This window comes from Spirosoma liriopis (genome assembly GCF_023196085.1).
GTDB classification, from domain to species: Bacteria; Bacteroidota; Bacteroidia; order Cytophagales; family Spirosomataceae; genus Spirosoma; species Spirosoma oryzicola.
Genome location: NZ_JALPRF010000001.1, coordinates 1,862,281 through 1,881,703, shown reverse-complemented (window position 1 = coordinate 1,881,703; position 19,423 = coordinate 1,862,281). Strand labels below are relative to the sequence as shown.

The 19,423-nt window shown below is 44.1% G+C and carries 15 protein-coding genes; 7 read left to right on the top strand and 8 right to left on the bottom strand.

Annotated elements, in window-relative coordinates; translation table 11 throughout:
* Positions 1-567: 567 nt before the first annotated feature.
* Positions 568-1,500, bottom strand: coding sequence for a S1/P1 nuclease (locus tag M0L20_RS07765; RefSeq protein ID WP_248476357.1), 933 nt, complete (start codon positions 1,498-1,500; stop codon positions 568-570).
* 1,217 nt (positions 1,501-2,717) lie between these two features.
* On the opposite strand from M0L20_RS07765, the gene M0L20_RS07760 reads away from it, so the two are divergent.
* Positions 2,718-3,386, top strand: a complete 669-nt coding sequence (locus tag M0L20_RS07760; protein WP_248476356.1) for a TetR/AcrR family transcriptional regulator — start codon at positions 2,718-2,720, stop codon at positions 3,384-3,386.
* 1,584 nt (positions 3,387-4,970) lie between these two features.
* Here M0L20_RS07760 and M0L20_RS07755 read toward each other — a convergent pair.
* The 5 genes from M0L20_RS07755 to M0L20_RS07735 all read right to left on the bottom strand — a co-directional run bounded on the left by M0L20_RS07755 (position 4,971) and on the right by M0L20_RS07735 (position 9,604).
* Positions 4,971-5,300, bottom strand: coding sequence for a hypothetical protein (locus M0L20_RS07755; RefSeq protein ID WP_248476355.1), 330 nt, complete (start codon positions 5,298-5,300; stop codon positions 4,971-4,973).
* 931 nt (positions 5,301-6,231) lie between these two features.
* Positions 6,232-6,672 (bottom strand): response regulator, encoded by a 441-nt coding sequence (locus M0L20_RS07750; protein ID WP_232560280.1) that lies wholly within the window; start codon positions 6,670-6,672, stop codon positions 6,232-6,234.
* Between the two features lie 547 nt (positions 6,673-7,219).
* Entirely contained in the window at positions 7,220-7,450 is a 231-nt protein-coding gene (locus M0L20_RS07745) for a hypothetical protein (protein ID WP_248476354.1), read from the bottom strand.
* Between the two features lie 287 nt (positions 7,451-7,737).
* Positions 7,738-8,976 carry a serine hydrolase domain-containing protein gene (locus tag M0L20_RS07740; RefSeq protein WP_248476353.1) on the bottom strand — a complete coding sequence of 413 codons (1,239 nt, stop codon included), beginning with the start codon at positions 8,974-8,976 and terminating at the stop codon, positions 7,738-7,740.
* A 349-nt stretch (positions 8,977-9,325) separates the two neighbouring features.
* Positions 9,326-9,604, bottom strand: coding sequence for a hypothetical protein (locus M0L20_RS07735; RefSeq protein ID WP_248476352.1), 279 nt, complete (start codon positions 9,602-9,604; stop codon positions 9,326-9,328).
* A gap of 337 nt (positions 9,605-9,941) precedes the next feature.
* On the opposite strand from M0L20_RS07735, the gene M0L20_RS07730 reads away from it, so the two are divergent.
* Both M0L20_RS07730 and M0L20_RS07725 read left to right on the top strand, forming a co-directional pair.
* Positions 9,942-10,457, top strand: a complete 516-nt coding sequence (locus M0L20_RS07730; RefSeq protein ID WP_248476351.1) for a hypothetical protein — start codon at positions 9,942-9,944, stop codon at positions 10,455-10,457.
* 530 nt (positions 10,458-10,987) lie between these two features.
* Complete coding sequence (locus tag M0L20_RS07725; RefSeq protein WP_248476350.1) at positions 10,988-11,338, top strand: hypothetical protein; 351 nt, start codon at positions 10,988-10,990, stop codon at positions 11,336-11,338.
* Positions 11,339-11,681: 343 nt separating this feature from the next.
* On the opposite strand, the gene M0L20_RS07720 is transcribed toward M0L20_RS07725, so the two are convergent.
* On the bottom strand, positions 11,682-12,029 hold the full coding sequence (locus tag M0L20_RS07720; protein WP_248476349.1) for a hypothetical protein: 348 nt from the start codon (positions 12,027-12,029) through the stop codon (positions 11,682-11,684).
* 354 nt (positions 12,030-12,383) lie between these two features.
* Positions 12,384-13,961 (bottom strand): DHA2 family efflux MFS transporter permease subunit, encoded by a 1,578-nt coding sequence (locus M0L20_RS07715; protein WP_248476348.1) that lies wholly within the window; start codon positions 13,959-13,961, stop codon positions 12,384-12,386.
* Between the two features lie 348 nt (positions 13,962-14,309).
* Between M0L20_RS07715 and M0L20_RS07710 the strand changes: the two genes are divergently transcribed.
* The 4 genes from M0L20_RS07710 (at position 14,310) to M0L20_RS07695 (ending at position 19,243) form a co-directional block, all read left to right on the top strand.
* Complete coding sequence (locus tag M0L20_RS07710) at positions 14,310-14,882, top strand: SHOCT domain-containing protein (RefSeq protein ID WP_248476347.1); 573 nt, start codon at positions 14,310-14,312, stop codon at positions 14,880-14,882.
* Between the two features lie 234 nt (positions 14,883-15,116).
* Positions 15,117-15,500: a hypothetical protein gene (locus M0L20_RS07705; RefSeq protein ID WP_248476346.1), complete on the top strand. Its 384-nt coding sequence runs from the start codon at positions 15,117-15,119 to the stop codon at positions 15,498-15,500.
* Between the two features lie 287 nt (positions 15,501-15,787).
* A complete protein-coding gene (locus M0L20_RS30315; RefSeq protein WP_248476345.1) occupies positions 15,788-17,332 on the top strand; it encodes a choice-of-anchor Q domain-containing protein in 1,545 nt (514 codons plus the stop codon).
* A gap of 327 nt (positions 17,333-17,659) precedes the next feature.
* Positions 17,660-19,243 carry a hypothetical protein gene (locus M0L20_RS07695; protein WP_248476344.1) on the top strand — a complete coding sequence of 528 codons (1,584 nt, stop codon included), beginning with the start codon at positions 17,660-17,662 and terminating at the stop codon, positions 19,241-19,243.
* The last annotated feature ends 180 nt before the right edge of the window (positions 19,244-19,423 follow it).

Genomic DNA, 19,423 nt, shown 5'->3' with positions numbered 1-19,423 from the left:
CAATTATGTAAATATATTGAGCGGTATGTATACTCTTCAATAAATAACCTCACCAAGTGTACTTTTTGCTACCTCCTGTTCTGAGTCAATGGATTCGACATCATATTTACCAGAAGTTATCCGTATAGCTAGAAGGGGTTTGCAGACAGCTTTCTGCGATTGGGCTCAACACGCTTTATTGGCACAGAGTTTTATCGTTGTTTAGTAACTACGTTTGTTACACTATACCAGGTATGAGTCCTATCAACAAATATTGTAAAGTAGTATAGCCTTGCGATCTTCTACAGGGCTATACTACAGAACGTTAATAAACAGATGTGGATAGAATTAATGCAAAGAGATAAATCGAAACGGTAAGGAAGTTTACCCGAAGTCTCATCAGTTACGACTAATAGATGATCCACTCGTCACAATAGGAACCATTTGGCAATACTTTGTAAGCGAAACAGTTATGCTACTGTTGATGCTACGTTTTATCGCAGAAATCTAAAGGCCTTGGTTGCACGACTATTAGCTAATAAGAAGAACATAGCTTCCAGAAGATGCTATAGCGAAAGGCTTATGCAGCTAGTTTGATAGGTCTGCTACGAGTTCGTCTGCGAGCCGATAACCGGCCAGAGCGACCTGGCGCCGGGCAATGGGCTTGACGGTAGCTATGTAGTCTGGTGGCAACACCGATCCTTCTGTTTCGGAGCCAGCCTGCAAGGTGTTATTTCGATATACATTGTCTTGCGCCAATTGAAAGCTTTCCTTTGACCAAGCGATAAGGTCCGGATTACCTAACTGTGGCAATTGAGTTCGCGAAAACGCTGCTCGTTCCTGGGTTGCTAAACTATCGGCTGAGTGATAATCATCCGAATTCAACAGCATGCCGTCCCAGAAGGAATGGAGATTGGTGGTGTTGCTGCTCAAGGCAAGCTTTATTTTAAATAAGTTGCCTCCTTTGTCTCCCTGAGGAAATTGAGTGCCAACCAGTGCTGATGTATGCAAGGGCATATGAACGTCACCAGTGAGGTGAAAGAGCCAGCACAGAGCAATCGCTTTAGAACTGTCGGCCACATTACTTTTAAGTAACTGTCTGTTTAATGCGTAGGCTTGTAAGATCGTTTCGCCGGTTGGTAACGCACTGTCGCTACGAGCAATACCCTGTTGTGGTGCATAAACATAGTTGATGAAATGCCAACTGAAGTGATCATGATAAGGATCTGTTCCTTTCACGTCATCAGGCCAGCGAGCCGCTAGCATAAACAGGTACTCATCCTGCTCCTGTTGCGACAGTTTAAGCGCGGCCATTTGAGGAGCCCATCGGTTCTGAAAGTAAGGGTGTTGCTTAAGAATAGTCAATAGCTTAGGTAGCAGTTGGGGTGAAGTGGTATTCAGCTCTTGGTAAGCCATAGCCCCAATCGCCATGTGAGTAGCTTTGTTCCAGCCAAGCGCAGCCGGTAAAGTGATAAACAAGAGTCCAATAAAAACAAGAATTGACTGAAAAAGCCGCTTCATAATGGGTAAAGTTAGTTATGCTGATAAAACAGGATAGCGTAGAGCTGTCTATAAAGGCTGATAAAGTAAGTGCACTACGAAGTATCAAGTTAGATTTTCCCGTTGTATAGGTTGTTTAAACATTGTTAAGAATGTGAGGTTTTGGTTCCAGTATAAAGCTGTGATGAGGCACCATTCGCACACACAAGACCCCTGCTATTCAGTAGGGGTTTTCTTTTGATCCAAATCCTCACTACTGTGGGCAATCCACAAAAATACTTGGTTAAAGAAGTACATAAAAAGTAGTGGAGTGGGTAAGCCAGGTTGCTTTGTAGCCTGGCTTATTTGTGTTAACAAGGCTTTTAAATCAAAATATTAAGTCTAACTGCAAGCAGGCTGCCTGGATGACTTACACGTAACGAGATAGACAAACAACAAGCGAAGATTTGTATTAACTTCTTTTTCCATGTATTAACAAATTCTACTTAATGTTTACTAGGTTTATTTTCTTGTTTTGCCGTTCACTCAACAATAAAGCCTGCCTGCAACGACTTACTGTTTAAATTACAGACAATACGTAATAGATAGACACAAATAAGCCAGAACGCATATGCGTTCTGGCTTATTTGTGGAAACTGAATTGGCTTTTACTGCCAATAGACTACCGCAGTTTATAAGCTATTACCTCTCATCATCATCTGCTACTCGGTTTATAATAGCGCCTGTGCTACTAGTGTAATGGTTGCTTCAATAAGCATCAAACTGTCTATTTGAATACTTTAGTAATCATTATGCAGGCCAATGTAGATAAACGATGGTATTTCTTCAAGCAAACGATCTCAATATGACAAGTTGGATGTAGTCACAAGCAAAGACTTTTTCTTGTTCGTGCTACGTTTGATGAGACAAATTGGTCGGTCTACAAAGCACTACATTAGAGTTGGATCAACTGTTGCAAATTTCAGACTCAACCGATTCACAAAAGCGTGCATAAGGGGTTTTATAAGCTGCTACGCTTCCTGCCATACACACGTCCGGTCGGCCAAAAATAAAAACTGAACTTAGTATTATTTCTATTAATTAAATTAAAAAATAAGTTACTTGTTTTAGATATAGTTACCGATAGATAAAAAACGTAAATAAAAAGAACGAATGTTTTTTATCTTTGAAAATATAGATTCAATAGGCATACATGCTGGCATAAAGCAAGCAAATCATTTAACCTGCGAGAAACGAGTATGAAAAAAATGGTACGAAATCGAGTTTTGACCAGCCAGCGTATTATCGATACTTTAGAGCAAATTTTAGCAGAAGGGGGTACCGAAGCCGTTAGTATCAACCTTATTGCCGAACGAGCAGGCGTAAGCAAAGCGTTGATATACCGATATTTTGGTGGTGTAGATGGTTTGCTGGAATACTTTGTACGAATGGGCCGGATGTTTCCGCACTATACACCTGCATGGTTGGAGCAAATACAGCCAGCGCATCCCGGAGATTTAGCGAATTTATGGTCGTCTCAATCGTTGCAACTTTTTCGCCACATCCGCGTCTCGCGCTCAGCTCGCGAATTGTTTAAAGCAGGCGTAAAAGACAACGACCCGCTCGCGGATGTGATTAGCAAAGCGCAGGATGGCGAGCTTACGCACCTGGTCGATCAACTTGCTTTTATCAAAGGCTGTGATTACCATGCTATTTCCGCTATAATCTTAGGTGCGCTCTCTTACTTAACAATCCAGGCTCAAAACGACCGGACTGTTATCGGCATTGATCTGCGTAGCGAAGAGGGATGGCAGCGGATAGAGAAAGCAGTCTCAATTATCTACAAAGCTGTTGGTCGGTCAGCCATCGACTCCTCCAATACAAACATTACTACCAAGTTAGTGGATTTGTCGGTCAGCGCTTGGTGATGCGGTTTAGCTTGCTTGAGTACTTTCGGGCTATGGTGTACTGATTGTGTATGAGTGAGTGTAGCAAAGCTGCTTCTTCAAAGACCGTGTAGTGGGGGCCGATCTGTTGATAACTAGCAGTCTATTTGTAAGGACAGTCTATTCCTATAGATGGTGTTCCGGCTCTGTTCTGCTCACACGTCAGGTCTAGACAATTAGTAGCCTTCGCTCAACTATAAGTTTCTGTTGGGTAACTTGACTACCGTCTTGTAAAAAAAAATACGTACCAGTTAATTAATAAGTTATTACTCACTTGCGGTTGATCCTTTTTGTTCTTTATTTTCAGGTAGTGGCAATGAAAAGGTAGCCCAAGTATTGTCACGTTGGATTAGTGCCCCAATCCCCATCTGCTCTGCGGACGGGGATTTTTATCTAATGACCAGTTGATTCGCATTTTTGAGAAAATTATGGCACAAGCTTTGTCTATAACAGCAGTTAAGCACAGGTAAATCGTTGCCTGAATTTGAAAAAGTAATTGAGTACCTTATCGATTTACTATACGCTTTGTAATTGGGTTTGTGAGATGAAGTGGATGCGCTTGAGTCTGAAAATGGAAATGCTTGTTGTGAAGAGCGTACAAAATGAATTCTACAGACAAATCTGGGTCTTAAACTAATCTGCTTATTATTCAACGTTTTCTAACGACTATGAACACAGAACGAAATCCATTTGAGTTGACAGACGCTATTACATGGCTGTTGATGATACTAATTGCGACTCTTTACCTGTTTGATACAGTCTATCTTACCATGCTATGCTTAGGCCCTGTTGGTCAGTGTTGGTAGCTATTCTCTCCGATTATTCGCTTTAAACACCTGGAATTCCAATCCTTAGTATACTTATTGAATACAAAAACACCCGGCTTCAACCGAGCCGGGTGTTAAAATTTGTTTTTATGATGCATGCAATAAATACGAAAAATAATACCATTTTGTTTTAGCATACCGCTTAAAAAATTTGTAGCGATAGATAACTAGCGAAGTTATAATCAGTGTAGAGGCTTATGGCTACTGAGCCTATAGTTGAATTCCAGATTTTGTCCAATTAGGTCCGTAGCGAAGAACTGATATCATTCTGTTTTCTCAATTGAAAAACGACTTAGCCACTGAGCATTGTAAACAAATAAGCCAGGCCACAACATGAACCTGGCTTATAATATCCGTTACGTGTAAACTTGAACTCATATAACAGTGGATAATACCTCCAATCCTAAATAGTGAGGTAAAGGCACTTTTGGATTTGTTAGCGTCGATGAACCGCATTTTATGGTGTAGGGTCGGCTTGAGAAATCAATAGGCTCAGATTTGAAAAAACCGACTACACAAATCCGCATGATACGGTTGCAGTTAGTTCGGCTACTTGCGAGCAAATCGAAAATGCTCAAAGCAGGGACAGCCCGCTAAGGGGAGGCATGTCTAAAAATACAGTAGGTAAACGTAAAGGCTAGTGTATTCCATACCGAGTTCGTGATGACGGTCTGCGGAAGTGAGTTTACAATGTCAATAACACTGCTTTAAAAGCTCTATTCTATTACCCGGCGTTGGGTTAACTCGGATAACGGCTGATAACTTCCTTTTGGGCGAATTTGTACTCTTGCTTGCTAAGTCTGCCCGCTTGATACTCAGTCTTCAATTCTTGAAGCATTTGGTCTTTCAAGCTTATAGACTCGGCAGCGTCAACGCCTGCTTCCTCTGAAGTGCCACTGGCTAGTTTACGCTCTGATGTTAATACTAGTATTATTCCGCCAATGGGGCTAAGTACCAGCGACCAAAAGAAACTTTTGGCTAAACCAATGGTTCTTGTGCTGCCAATTGCTCCAACAATTATACTGAGTACCAACCAGATAGTAAGGTACTGGGCGGAAAGATCGCTCATAGGGAGCGCAAAAATGCGCAAAAAAACTTGGGCTGCTGTTGTTATTTACTAGCAGGTGTAACCCAATGATAACCACCTATGAACATATCTATCTGAATCCTAGATTAGGTATTAAGCCCCAGATTGGAGGCTGTTTCTATTCGTCGTTGCCGTTGGTGAACCGCTTATTGCATGAATGGCAGTAATATATGATCCGCGCGCTCATTTTTTGTTTGGGTTCAATCTGTAACGGTTGATCACAACGAGGGCATTTAGCTTTGTGATTAAGTCTGAAATATAGAACACTACTAGCCGTCAAAGCGCCAGCCAGCATACTGATCGGTAAAATTGCATCCATACGTTTTGTTATTTTTTTGAATAAAGGTAGATGTAAATCTTGAGTAGTTGTATTTTTTCATAAAAAGATAACTACTTATATATTAATAGGTATTAATGTTAATAAAAGTATATAGATGGTTCCACAAACTGCGCCAAAAGCAGTATAAGAAGTCTCGAAATAAGTTGTTTTGATGATCGATGATAGAAGCTATCCGTCCAGAAAAATAAGAAGGCCTAATGCTTCGGAGGTTGCTGGAGACTCTCCTCACCAGGATTTGATCTTTTCAGCCTGTGCTGATTAGTCAACTTACCAGTGTTGGATTTATTCTTGGGTTTGAGGCTAGTAGAATAAGAATGCAATGATGGTAAGGTTTGGGAAGGCGGTTGAGTGGGTGAATGAGTAGTATAACGTCAACGTACAATGAAGGCTGAACACAATTACTGAACCTTACCCGATCAAGTGTACATGATCTCAACAGCTTATAAAGCTATTTATTACGCAATAAGACGCCCCGCTTTACCTAAAACGGGGCGTCTTATTGCGCTATTCAACTATACAATGGGGTACCTAGAGCTCAGTAACATTTCGCAAAATGCATAACGCAGAATTGCCCTAAAGCGTGAAGCGCATATCTGGCAAAGCGACCGTTTCCCACCAGAAGCTACGTAATCGATTAAAGTAAACGGTCCACTCGGCATGGGTAGTTGGTTTAATTAGGTAAGAGGCAACTCCCAGTTCATAGGCCTTGATGATATCATTCTTATCGACCGATGAACTAAACATGACTACCGGAATACGACTCAAGGGACTAGGCAATTGCTTAATCATTTGCAGAACTTTCCAGCCCTGCTCACTAGCGGGTAAATACAAATCTAGCAGAATAAGTTTAGGAGCGTCCCAGTCCTGATACTGCCAGTCTTTAATGTTCTCCAACGCTTGCTCACAAGTAGCGACACGCTCGACAACCACTTCGGCTAGAGCTTGCTTCATGGCCTGTTGGATAAGCATCCATTGATCGTCGTTATCTTCGACGACAAATAACTTGGCTCTCAAAAAGTTGGTCTTTATGACTGACTGCGGCACACTATTCCTCATGGCAAAACTGACACATTAGTTATAGTGCTAACTATTTTGTTAGTAAAAAGGGTTGAAAAGATTCAGGAGCGGCCGCACCAGACCAGCAAAGCCAGTGGATGGGAGATGTGGGTTGATGCCTCGAAGCGTTGCTGAACAGCGAAGTAGACTTATTTTACAAGCTATCTACCTAACAGAACTAACATATAAGTATGTTTCTAGTTACAGGAAGGTAAGTTATGTCATTTTAAGGCTTTTGCGATAGACTGGCTCTCATAGAACCAGTCTATTTTTTTGATCAGGTAGTAACACCCTGAGCAACGCATGAAAGGTCTGCGCTTCGGCTAAGTTTAACAAAGTATTGGTAAGCCACCTTGTACCAGAAGATGGCTCATTTATGCAGAATCTAGTATAAGAAGCTGATAAGGTAAGTGAGATGCAGAGGAACTAGAGTAGCCTGTGCGTTTTGCCGACGGACTTGTTTGTTTTGTTTCAGTGGTTGCGTCGGACAAGCACCGTAAGCATCCTACTTGCCCAACAACTCCTCTGCTTCTCCAAAGCTGGCATCCATGTAATCTTGCTTGGCCTGCTGGTACTTCTTATAATAGATTTCTTTCACGTCTGCCAGCCAGGCCGCTGTTTCATTGTCCTGATCAGTTATACCCGTTCTAGGGAAAGTCTCTGCTTGTTGGCTCATGCGCGTGTACTCTTCTTCCCAATACACAGCCACTTGCCGTAGTGCTTCTTGTGCTTCCATATAATACTAGTTTGTTTTACTCGATTTTCCCGGCTTCGCTAATAGGTTATCCCTGTAGCCTGCAACCGCAAAGGTGAACCGGTCAATACACGTGTATAATCTGGGCTCACCTTTGCATAGGAAAAGAAACAACGATATGTATGTAATCAATACGGAAGCAATATGTTGGCTCTGTGCCTGAAATCTCGTGAACAAACTAGTCTATACTATTTTACAAAATGGTAGCGAGCCTGCTGGTTACCAATACAAAAAGTCTAGTCAGTAACTTGGTTTGTGGTAGAGGGGCATCACTTTTTTGCTGATTTATACCATTCGTCAAAACCCGCAAGAATTGAGTTAAAGGCCAATTCGCCGTTGGGGGAATCGTTTTTGTTGGCCGTGATAAAAACTTGGGAATTAGCGATAAAAGCGATCTGAACGTTGTTGTCAAAACCAATCAACCATGATTCGAGCTGCCCTGCATTGTAGTTTTTCCCGAAGTTGGCACCATCTTTCGCTTTATCCGCAAACTTACCCGGATAGCCCCCGTTCTTGGCGTAATAAGCTATACCTCCAGCGGTCTTGTTCCGAAAGTCGTAACCTGCCCGCTCATTCTTCATCATATCCGATAGGCTCTTAGGAATAATCTTTTCGGTATAATGTAGCGTGCTCATAAAGGCTGCCATCTGTACACTAGTCATGTTCCAGCCGCGCTCGGCATTAGTTAGCGTCATATCCCCAAAGCTGTCCCCTTTACCATTGTCCTTGGGAAACTGGTAGCAAAGTGCCGGATTTGGATCGGTAGGTTTGCAGACAATAGTGCTCATGCCACTACCTGACACGCCCAAAACGTTCTTTTGACAGTAGTCGATGTAGGCATCAGCATATTCCTGGGCCTGTTTGTTTTCGACAGTCGCCAACGTAGTACTATTGGCGTTGGCTGGTAGTTTAGTAACGGAATAATCGGCCAATGTAGCAATCAGGAAGCGCATCAGTGCGTAGTTAGCATTGTTGTACGTCTCGGGTTTTGAGGAGTCAACTAATCCCTCGCTCACTAATTTTTTCAGACTACCGTAATCTGATCCGTATGATTTGTCTACGAAGCCCGACTGGTGAGTGAGCAGTTGTTTGAAGGTTATCGTTTTTATGCCGGTTCCCAATGTCCAGTGGGCGGGTAGATAGGAATGAATTAGATCGTCAACTGTTTTCTGTTTGGCGTTCAGCGTTCGTAGCAGGGCCGCAGCCGTAATTGTTTTACTGCAACTGGCAATGTTGTACTTATCGTTGACAAACATGGCGCGGGGATTTCCATCCTGGGACAGACGGGCATCTCCATAGGCATAGATGCTTTTTTGAGAACCGTTGACCGAGACGACAAGTTGATAGCCGACACAATTGCCGTCTAGCCGTTTTGAAATGGCCTTGACCAGATCGTCGGTATTCAGTGTCGATCCACTCGGGCCAACCTCAACTGTTTTGTCGCAGGAGATTAGTGCAAAACCGAAGATTGCCAGGATGGCTAGTAAGAGGGTTGTTTGTTGTTTCATAACTGCATAGCCTTATAAAGATGAACGGGTTACAGACGCCGGAGAGATTTATCGGAATTGATGCAGGACATAGCGCATTGAAATGCCACAAACAAAAGCCGTCTCCCGCGAGCTATTTGTGTAGCAAAATTATTTCACTCGTTAGCTAGGCACAATCGGATAAACGTATGAGCAGATGCCTGTGTCCTGGCTGTGAAAGGCCGTCTTGACATACAGGCTATTGTAAGAAGTTCACTCCTGGGCTTTGGAGTCAGAAATAGCTGGGTATTTGGTAAGTAGGCTAATAGCAATCTACACGGATAAGATACGTCTGTGTAGATTGCTGTTATTGGTTCTACCCGGCTCTGAACTATTTTTTACCATTAGCCCGAATCTCCTCAAAATCCGCGTTAATCCAGCGCGGTTTGCCCAGATAACTAGGCATCACTACGAACCGTCCTGTCTTCGTGTCGAGAATTATCGATTCCCGCTCACTCGAAACTGCTTGAAACCGACGATTGTCTGTACCGTTCGGATCGGGTTGTTTGTTTGGGTCGGAGGTGAAATTAGTCAGCAGCAGGATGCCAATTACTGTAAGCGAACCCAGAAAAAAGGAGGGTAAGTTGATTGAAAAGTGAATCATTTTCATAATCGACGACGGCGTTTAAGTGTCCTTGTTAGGAAAGCATAAAACGGCTAATTCTCTATTAGGATACTGTTAACTTTTGATTCGAATTTGAGCCCTCAACAGCTTCCATTCTCTCGTCCTGAAGACCACCTAGTGCTCATTGAAATCAGCTATTTATTTTTTGTAAAATAAAAATGATCTCATCGAGTGACTTATATAGATATATGTGGTCATAAAACATGTATATAAAAGCTTAGTGGCTTCTTTATTATTCATAAAAATGCACTTTAGTAAATATAATTAGTGCAGCCAGAAACAACGCATAGCTTTGCACCATCCAAAAACAGTCAATCAAACAATGAAACATATTCTTTACTCGCTCTTAGTTATTCTTCTTCTTTCTAGCTCTGGCTTTGCTCAATGTAGCGAGCTGGTTAGGAAAGCACATAAGTTTAGTGATAAGACCGTTGTGATGACTACTTGCCGGGGTAAGCGTTCTGCGGACGCTATTCATTACAAGCGAGTCTACGAACAGGGGCAGGTCTATTACTTTGTCCAGCTTTACGTGGAGAGCGGCTCGTTTTTACCCCAAAAGGGCGCATCAATTTTTTTCAAGGATGGTACCTCGCTCGACTGGCCGACCGCATCCGTTGAATCTACCTTTGATGGAAATATCCATACCAGTCAATCGACAATTAAATTGACCGAAGAGGCTATTGAATTACTACAGGAAAAACAAATTGCCAGCATTAAGCTCTATGTTCATGATCGTGCCTTGAATCAGCATCAGTCAATTCGGGCTCAGGATATTCTCAACTGCGTTATCGGGGCCGATCTAATTGAAGTCAAATCAGATAAAGTTGTTAGCCAGTAAAAAGATGGGGATAAGCCATTTGATCTTTGTCACGCTGATAACCATATAGTGGCTGATTAAGCGACAGTTAAGTTAATCGTAAAATCCAGACAGATTTTCTGACTGGATTTTCTGTGTCTAGTCAATAAGACAGCTCGCAATCGGATAATAAACACCACGCCCTAGCAGTAAGGTGTCTGTTGTAGCTAGTTACTTAATTTATTTTAGCGCTGGCAAGCAGTCTAATTACTTAATTTATAAGTAGTTGCTAGGGGTTAGTAAGCAACGTATACATGTATAAGTTCAGATAAAAACTTAGCTGTAGTTTGTAATTTTCTTCGCGAAAGCGCTATTCAAAAAGGCTTTATCGCAGCCAAGAGCACACTCAGGTAAAGAAAATATCCTTCGTATCTGGTTTATTTCCCAACGGAGACTTAAAGATTAAAATACGCTTAAATTGCAAAAAGTTGTAATCAGTAATTTATTTATCCGTAAATTCGAAAACTACTTAGTGATATAACTGTATTTTTACTCAAAGTTAAAGCCAACGAATGACTCAACTGTCTACCCCTCCTTCACCAGGATTCTATCAGTATACCTATCCTACATTTGTAGATAGCCCTCAGCAACTGTATGTTCATTTTATAACACCAGACGGGAAAAATGCTTTTGTGAGTTACCCCAATCATCCGAATCACAAAGCGGCTGGAGTTGTAGCCTTAAGCTGGTTCAAATCCGTAACCCTTACTAGATTGGAAGGTCAGCCTCCGTTTATGCAGTTTGTACACGTAACTATTCAAGGGTGGATGGAGATGGGTTGTCCTAAATCAGTTCCTGTTCGTTTACACTCAATAGGAGCGGACGATTACATGTCTGAATTGCAGATGTTTATTGCCGCTTAGATAATACCATCAGCTTGGCTTTTGCCCAAAATGACTATTGAGCAGAGTAGGCACCGGTCAACTTTGTTTGTATGCTTCGGTGCTAATTTCCTGGAGCCTGCTTTCTACGCTTTCAAGAAGTTTTAGCCAGTAAGCGGAAGTTGCCCACTATAATACGATCACAAGTTTCAAAACGTAGTGGCATCCGGTTCATAAAAGGGTGAGCAGCATTGCTGTCGGCAAACTTCTGCTCGTTAAAAAGGACACTGAGTAAAAGGGGTGCAGAAATTGAAAGCCCGGACTGGTACCAGTCCGGGCAGTAACGAGAATATAATCACTTATTTGCGGTAACTAGCTCGGTTTGTTAATTCGAGCTGGTTGAAGTCGACTTTGTTGCTTTACCCTTACGGCCACCGCTACCCGACGAACCACCCTGACTAGACGGCGATACACTGCCTTGGGCGTTTAGCGAGTGGTTACCGTGACTGCGATTACCGTTGTTAGTCGAGCCATCATTGACCGAACCAGACCGACTGGACTTGCTACGAGTTCCCTGACTGTTGCTATTACTACCGCTAGTGGCTGACGATCCTTGCTGAGATGTCGACCCGCTACTACCGTTGCCACTGTTATTTGATCCATTTGTTTGCGCTTGAGCGCTGAAGGTCGCGATGCCTATTAGCATGGCTCCAATGATGATTGCCTTTTTCATACCCCTGAGTTAATTGATTAGCGATTCAACCTGCTAACCACGTTCAGCCAGCAAAAGCTTAAATCAATGAGAGTATGGACTGTTCAGCACCAAGTGATACGAGTATATCAAGTTTGATATCTAAGTGTTAATTGACAATGGCTCATCAAGCGTTGTCCCGTACTAGTAATTGTGAGTTTGTACCTCCTGTCTTCAACTGATGCAAGCACACACTGTACTATGACACGTTGGCCTTGCCGATGAAACAGTAGAGCATGGACCTGCGGATTGGATTTCCCTGAGGCTACACCCTTCAAGCCGTAGAGGAACCAGGAGCCTGACTTAATGCACTCAAATGAGTCAGCTGACTAACAATTAATGCGCTTCGGACATCGCTTTTGCCGCTAGGGCAATCTCCTCGGCTGATTTCTTTTTTGTTCGCAGGAAGTAAACTAGTGGGAGGATAATCAAAAAGAAAATACCTACCAGCCGAAATGTGTCCAGGTACGACAGCAGGTAAGCCTGTCTATCAACCGCCAAATCAAGGAGTTTATAAGCCCGGTCGCTGGCTCCGCCCATCAGCTTGAGTCGTTCAGCCAGTAGCGGGTTAGCCGGGTCAAGGTTGGCCACCAGATCGTATCGATGCTGGGCGTAGTCACGCGCGACGAACGTGTTTGCCAATGCAATACCAAAGGCTCCTCCTAATTGCCGAATCATATTGTTAAGCGCAATAGCCGATGGGAAATCTTGAGGAGGCAAACCCGCAACAGCTTGGTTGATAAGCGGTAGCTGAAGCATGGTTACACCAACTACGCGCATCATCTGCGCCCAAAAAAAGTCCCACTGATTAGCCTGCCCGTTTAAAGTGCCGCTGTAAAAGCCAAACACCACAAACGTAACCATCCCGATGATAATGAAGGGTAACGGTGACGCTCCCCCGGACAACCGTTTACCGATCAAAGGAAACAAGGGAATACCTACCAGCGTGGGCCAAAGTAGCGAAATGCCGGTCATCGTTGGGGTGAATCCATTGATACGCTGCACCAGTACAGGATACACAAAGACCGATGTAAATAATCCAACACCTGCCACGAAACTAAAGATTGTGGTCACACCTAGTGTACCCTTGCTCAACACGCGCAAATTAACAACGGGGTGCGTAGCGGTAAGTTGACGCCAGACGAAGCCGCCCAGCCCAAGGATAGCCGTTAGCGTAAGCACCACAATTGCTTTAGATTCGAACCAGTCGTCGGACTGCCCTTTTTCAAGCACGTACTGGAGTGAACCGACGCCTACCGATAACAGCAAAATACCCGCATAGTCGATTTTGATCAGGTGTTTACGAGTACCTTCACCGGGCTTTTTAGCGATGTAAAGCATGGTTAGTACCGTCGCCAGAATCCCAATAGGTACGTTGACGTAGAAGATATACGACCAATGATAGTTATCGACAATGACCCCACCTAAGAAGGGTCCCAGCGTAGGACCAAGAATGATGCCCATGCCAAATATGCCGGATGCAACACCGCGCTTGTCTGGCGGGAAAGCGTCAAAAATGATACCCTGCGAGGTAGACAGCAACGCTCCGCCCCCCATACCTTGAATAAATCGCCAGAAAACTAGCTGCCACAAGCTCGTCGAACTGGCGCAGAAGTAAGAGGCAACCGTAAAGAGAATGATGGAAGCGACGTAGTACCGTTTACGCCCGAAGTAATCAGCCAGAAAACCCGTCATCGGTATAATAATGACATTGGCAATAGCGTAGGAGGTGACCACCCAGGCTACGTCCTCAATGGTTGCACCTAAGGCTCCGGCAATTTCGTTGAGGGCCACATTGACAATCGTTACGTCAATAAGCTCCATAACGGCCGCTGAAATAGCCGTGACAACAATGATAAAACGAACGAGGCCCGTCGGAACAGCGGGCGCACTGGCAGTAAGAGTAGCCTGCATAAATAAGTGAGCAGTAATAAGTATTATAGAGCCAACGCGCAGGTAGTCAATTTGGTTTACTAATTGGTTCGGTCCGGCAAAACTTCTTCCAATAAGAACTTGATGAATAGATAGACTTATTTTCTGAAAGGCTGAAATCGAGACCTGCCCGCCTTGGCCGGTGAAGCAGAAGGCAAAGTCATAGATCAATTGTGCCAGGCGTAAAACTTAACTTATCTGCTTGAGTTATAGAGCTAACACCCCACTACTGGACGTAATATGATTCATACTTTAACTAAAAGCCGCCTGTTTCAGCACTCTCGCGACTTCTGCAATAGGCAACATGTTTACAACCTTCACAAGTATACGTTGACCTGCTTTGTCGGTCTTCTACTTGTTTCACAACCTAGCAAGGCTCAGCAGGATGGCAAACCCCGACCTGTTACGCAACAAGAAGCAAGGACCCAGCAGCCAGATGCTAAACGACTTAAAGCAGGTTATCAGACCCAAGTTCCTGGCTGGATACTGTCGGCTGGGGATACGTTGCAACTAGGACAAGGCTCCAAGGAGGATAAAGGATTCGTTTATATTCATACGCTTTCAGCCAGCGATGACGCGGACGCACAAAAGTCGCTAAACCACACGTACTCAGGTCAGAAAGTAGTACTAAAAGAGTTAATAGCAAGAGGCTCCGCGGAGAATGGGTTTGGTGTGTATGGCGTAATTAGCCCCGGTGCCCTTCCTCCTTATTACATTGCTCTTGATAGTGCCGTCAATGCTGGTGAACTGCTGCCGCCCATCAAGTACCGTCCTTCCGCTGCCGCTTCACCAGCCTTACCTGCTAAGATCGCCCAGGAGTTAATCAAACTAAAAGCAGCCTTGGACGCTGGCACTCTGACTCAACAGGAATACGAAAGCCGTAGAAGGAAGTTGCTCAACTGATAAGGTTAAGAATTGTAGTACTCCGGACATCCATGTGCTGGCTACAGATTGCCAGCTATACTGAACAAAGGCTTAATGTCTCTGCGCAAGAGAAAATATCGCTTAAGTGGTCCATTCAATCAAAAAGATGGTTGGTTAGCCGATATAAAGAGGGCTTTTCAGAATTTGGCATATGAATTGATACTGGTTCGAAATACGTAGGTACCCCATTCACTACACTGAATCGAGTCAATTATGCCTTTATCACTATTAAATGATCCTTTATTAACCACTGATCTAACTACTTCTCACCAATTCGATCTTTGGCTTCAGGCAGCTGAACAGTTCCGATTTAGTTACACTTTACTGGCCAAACGAACCCATCACCTGAACACTGAAGACTGTTCGGAATCGTCAACTCTTGAACACATCAAGCAGCAGACTCAACAGCATCTACAGTTGATGCATAACCATCTACGTCGTTTGTCTCAAGAAGTGGACGTGCTTGATAACCCGATTCAGTTGCAGACGCATACAATTGATCTGACGCGGCTAAGCCAGCAGGCAATCGTTTTAACTCACCATATCGATCACTATCTAGGTCGTCCCAGCGTTCCTAGAAAAGGCAAGGAAATGTGATCTTTTCAAAAATCGGGCAGTGGCCTCTTAGAAGGCCACTGCGCAAACACAAGGCAGACAGCCATTCCGCACATGTTTGTGCTGTTCAACAGTGTACTCGCTTCGCCAACTGAACTTACAACAAAATACTGGACAAATCTTGAAGCGACATCTTGAAGCGGTTTTTCTAAGCTTAAGAAGAAAGTCTCGTTTCTCTGGATAAATCAAATGTTTGTTTTATCATTTGTTCATTGTTAATCGATTTACATCGGCTAAGTTTGTAATAATCCTATAAACTTGTGCTTCAGGTGTTCTCTCGACTTTTACTCGCCAAGCTTCTTGTTTTGTCATTTTGCTTTTCGTCGGCTCAATCCATTGTTTATGTCACTGAAGGAGGAGCGGGTAATTTGTCCGGTTCTTCATGGGCCAATGCCTTACCTAGCTCTCAGTTGCAAAGTCGGCTTAGCTCACTAGGAGCTGGAAGTCAGGTTTGGGTAGCAGCCGGTACGTATAAGCCGACCACTACTACCAACCGAGCTATTAGCTTTTCGATGCGGAATGGGGTAGCTATCTATGGTGGCTTTATCGGCACTGAGTCGTCACCAGACCAGCGTCCTCCCATCAGTCCAAGTAAGCCCAGTAGCACTACGCTAAGCGGTGATATTGGTACCACAGGACTCGTTAACGACAACACCTATCATATCATTAGCAACACCAGACTAGATAGTACGGCGATTCTGGATGGCTTTGTTATTGCCTTAGGCAATCAGGAGGGGTCGACAACGCTTTTGTATGGGGCAGGTATGTTGAACAGTGGAGAGGGAGCTGGCAACTATTGTAGTCCCACTATACGAAATTGCTTTTTCACCAAGAACAGAGCCGAAAATGGCGGGGCAGTCTACAACAACGGCGACGTATCAGGCTCAAGCTCTCCCCAATTCATCAATTGTATTTTTGAGCAAAACACGGCTTCCAACGGGGATGGTGGAGCCGTTAAAAGCTCAGGATACAACGGTTCCTGTGCGCCGGTGTTTATCAACTGCCAGTTCAACCGCAATACGAGCGAATATAATGGCGGGGCGGTTTGCTTCCTATCAAGCTATGTCGGGAATAATAAGCCATCGTTTGTTAACTGTCTGTTTAACCAAAACACAGCCTACTTTTATGCAGGCGCATTATACTTTGGTATCGCCTATAACGGCGTCAGTACGCCTATTATGCTTAACTGCACTTTTACCAAAAACCGTATTACTCAAACGGCTTCTGCTATTTACTTTAATGACTATCAAAACAGCGTAAAAGCTAAGCTAGTAAATTGCATTGCCTGGGGCAACACGGGCCAGTACGCCAGTGAACTTGCTCTCTACAGCTACCGAAACTATCAAGATGTCACCTATTCGGATATTCAGGGTAATACGTCTGGTATTGGCGTTTATCCAGGAACGGGCAATATTATTGCTGATCCTTTGTTTGTTGATCCAGCGACCAACGACTTTCAGCTTAAGCCTACTAGCCCCTGCATCAATACCGGAGATCCGTCCAGTTCAACGGCAATGGTAGGCAGCTTAGATTTAAGCGGTAGTAAGCGACTACAAGCGGGACGGATCGATATGGGCGCCTACGAATACCAAGGTTCGGATTGCTCCTCGGGTATGTATACGTTGCAGAATGGATTATGGAGTGATGCCACTATCTGGTCCTGTGGCCGGGTACCAACGGCGACTGATGCGGCAGTGATCAAACACAGAATTACTTTGTCGTCTGGTTACATCGGTACTGCTTGCAGGGTAACCTTTGAGACCGGATCACAACTGATTTATGCCCTCGACGCTAAGTTGCAGTTAAGTCAATAAGTTTATTTATTGGTTGAAGTGCAGAGGTAGCTACACACTCTTTCGTTCCTCAAAGCGCTATAACCAGCCTTATTTAGCTGCGTAACGGTCAGCTATCTTGTTCCTAAAGCTGAGCTTCTCGGCAGTAAACAACAACGCTTGAGCTAGGAAATAGAAGCTGACTGCTACTAGTGGTCCAGTTCTTTGTTGCACCACAGTATAGTTTTACTCATATATTTATCCGATTGAAAGCCCCAACTGAGCTAGCTAATATTGCGCTAACTTAACCGTTCGGCTTACTGATTAACGGTATCAGCTAAGCCATATCGAACTAAGTCTGCCAACTCTATGAAACTAGTCTACCCTTTTGTTAGCTTAGTCCTGCTGGTTTCTCCACTATGGGCCCAAACCAATTATATTCAGCGAACGGCCAATTCCGCTACGCCCACTACCAATAATACCTTTGTGGGTTATGAGTCGGGTAATACAACCATGACTGGGTTTAATAACTCCTTCTACGGAGCCCAAACCGGAGGTCTCGTTTCCTCAGGAGCCAATAACACGTTTATTGGGGCCAGTGCTGGCCGGTTCACCAAGACCGGAGGGCTTAATACCTTTGTTGGCAGTACAGCGGGGTTGTTTACTGATGGTGGCACTAATAATAGTTTTATTGGCGCGGTAGCCGGTCAGCAAAATACCACTGCTTCAGCTAATACATTCGTGGGTAGTTACGCGGGCAGTAAAAACAGAACAGGACCATCCAACTCGTTTGTTGGTGCTTATTCGGGCTTTACAAACGACGTTGGCTATAGTAACACGGTCTTGGGGGCTTATGCTGCCTACAAGAATGCAACGGGAGCTCATAATATAATGATCGGCGACTCGGCTGGTTATACGACCACGGTCTCTGACCAAGTTATGATTGGCTCTAAAGCGGGTTTCAGCACCACCACAGGCTTTCAAAATACATTTGTGGGCACCCAATCGGGCTACTCAAATACGCTCGGTGGGCTCAATACGTTCATGGGCTATTTAACAGGCATTAGCAACCGGACCGGTTCAGGCAATACGTTTACTGGTGGGCTGGCCGGTTACAGCAACGACAATGGCACCAGTAATACCTTTATAGGTACTAATGCAGGCTACAGTAATAGTTCGGGGAACAGTAACGTGTTTGTTGGCTCGTCAACCGGTAGTAACAATACAAGCGGCATAAATAATACCTTTGTGGGGAGCCAATCAGGTTTTAACAATACGACGGGTAGCAATAATATTATCATTGGCCCTAACTCTGGTACGGCCATTACAACGGGTAATGACAACGTGCTGATGGGTTATAACAGCCAGGCTGCAGATAGGCTACACAACGCTACGGCCATCGGCGCAAACAGTCACGTAGCTATAAGTAACGCAGTTGTATTAGGCAACGAAGCAAACGTCGGTATTGGTACCTCAGCCCCTACCGCTCGTCTAGACGTTAACAGCGGCATTGAGCATGAATCCGGTATTCGTATAAGTCGACTCACCGCCAATAGTCCCGTTCAACTCACCACGGCTGACAAGCTACTCACCGTTGACGCCACAGGTAAGCTAATTCTGACCTCCGCAGGCCGGTACTCAGTGCAGAGCTTAGCCGATTGGTCAGATAAAGTGTTTATGAGTGGTTACAATCTACGTTCGCTCTTGGAGGTGAATACCTATATTCAACAGCATCAGCACCTGCCAGGTGTACCGTCGGCGGCTGAGGTAGTCGAGCAGGGTATTGACGCGGCTAAGATGGACGCTAAACTCCTGGAGAAGATTGAAGAACTGACCCTATATAGTATTCAACTGGAGAAGGCTAATCAACACCAGCAAACTGTGAATCAAGAACTGAGAGTAAAGCTAAATAAGTTGGAACAGCTTGTTGAACAGTTACTAAAGAAAAAGTAAGGTATAGCTGTTAATTTCACTAGACGCCCGGATCACTACAGGTCTGGGCGTTGCTTATCATGGCATTTCATTTGCCCGTTGGTAGACGATAGTTACGAAAGTGATAGCCTAAAAATATATTTATTCTCTTTATCGACTCACATAGCTTCCTGTGCCTGAGAATCTAACAAGCTGCAAAAG

What these genes read in the sequence shown, in the direction of transcription:
- M0L20_RS07765 (WP_248476357.1), bottom strand. Translation starts at nt 1,500, where the DNA reads ATGAAGCGGCTTTTTCAGTCAATTCTTGTTTTTATTGGACTCTTGTTT.
- M0L20_RS07760 (WP_248476356.1), top strand. Translation starts at nt 2,718, where the DNA reads ATGAAAAAAATGGTACGAAATCGAGTTTTGACCAGCCAGCGTATTATC.
- M0L20_RS07755 (WP_248476355.1), bottom strand. Translation starts at nt 5,300, where the DNA reads ATGAGCGATCTTTCCGCCCAGTACCTTACTATCTGGTTGGTACTCAGT.
- M0L20_RS07745 (WP_248476354.1), bottom strand. Translation starts at nt 7,450, where the DNA reads ATGGAAGCACAAGAAGCACTACGGCAAGTGGCTGTGTATTGGGAAGAA.
- M0L20_RS07740 (WP_248476353.1), bottom strand. Translation starts at nt 8,976, where the DNA reads ATGAAACAACAAACAACCCTCTTACTAGCCATCCTGGCAATCTTCGGT.
- M0L20_RS07735 (WP_248476352.1), bottom strand. Translation starts at nt 9,604, where the DNA reads ATGAAAATGATTCACTTTTCAATCAACTTACCCTCCTTTTTTCTGGGT.
- M0L20_RS07730 (WP_248476351.1), top strand. Translation starts at nt 9,942, where the DNA reads ATGAAACATATTCTTTACTCGCTCTTAGTTATTCTTCTTCTTTCTAGC.
- M0L20_RS07725 (WP_248476350.1), top strand. Translation starts at nt 10,988, where the DNA reads ATGACTCAACTGTCTACCCCTCCTTCACCAGGATTCTATCAGTATACC.
- M0L20_RS07720 (WP_248476349.1), bottom strand. Translation starts at nt 12,029, where the DNA reads ATGAAAAAGGCAATCATCATTGGAGCCATGCTAATAGGCATCGCGACC.
- M0L20_RS07715 (WP_248476348.1), bottom strand. Translation starts at nt 13,961, where the DNA reads ATGCAGGCTACTCTTACTGCCAGTGCGCCCGCTGTTCCGACGGGCCTC.
- M0L20_RS07705 (WP_248476346.1), top strand. Translation starts at nt 15,117, where the DNA reads ATGCCTTTATCACTATTAAATGATCCTTTATTAACCACTGATCTAACT.
- M0L20_RS07695 (WP_248476344.1), top strand. Translation starts at nt 17,660, where the DNA reads ATGAAACTAGTCTACCCTTTTGTTAGCTTAGTCCTGCTGGTTTCTCCA.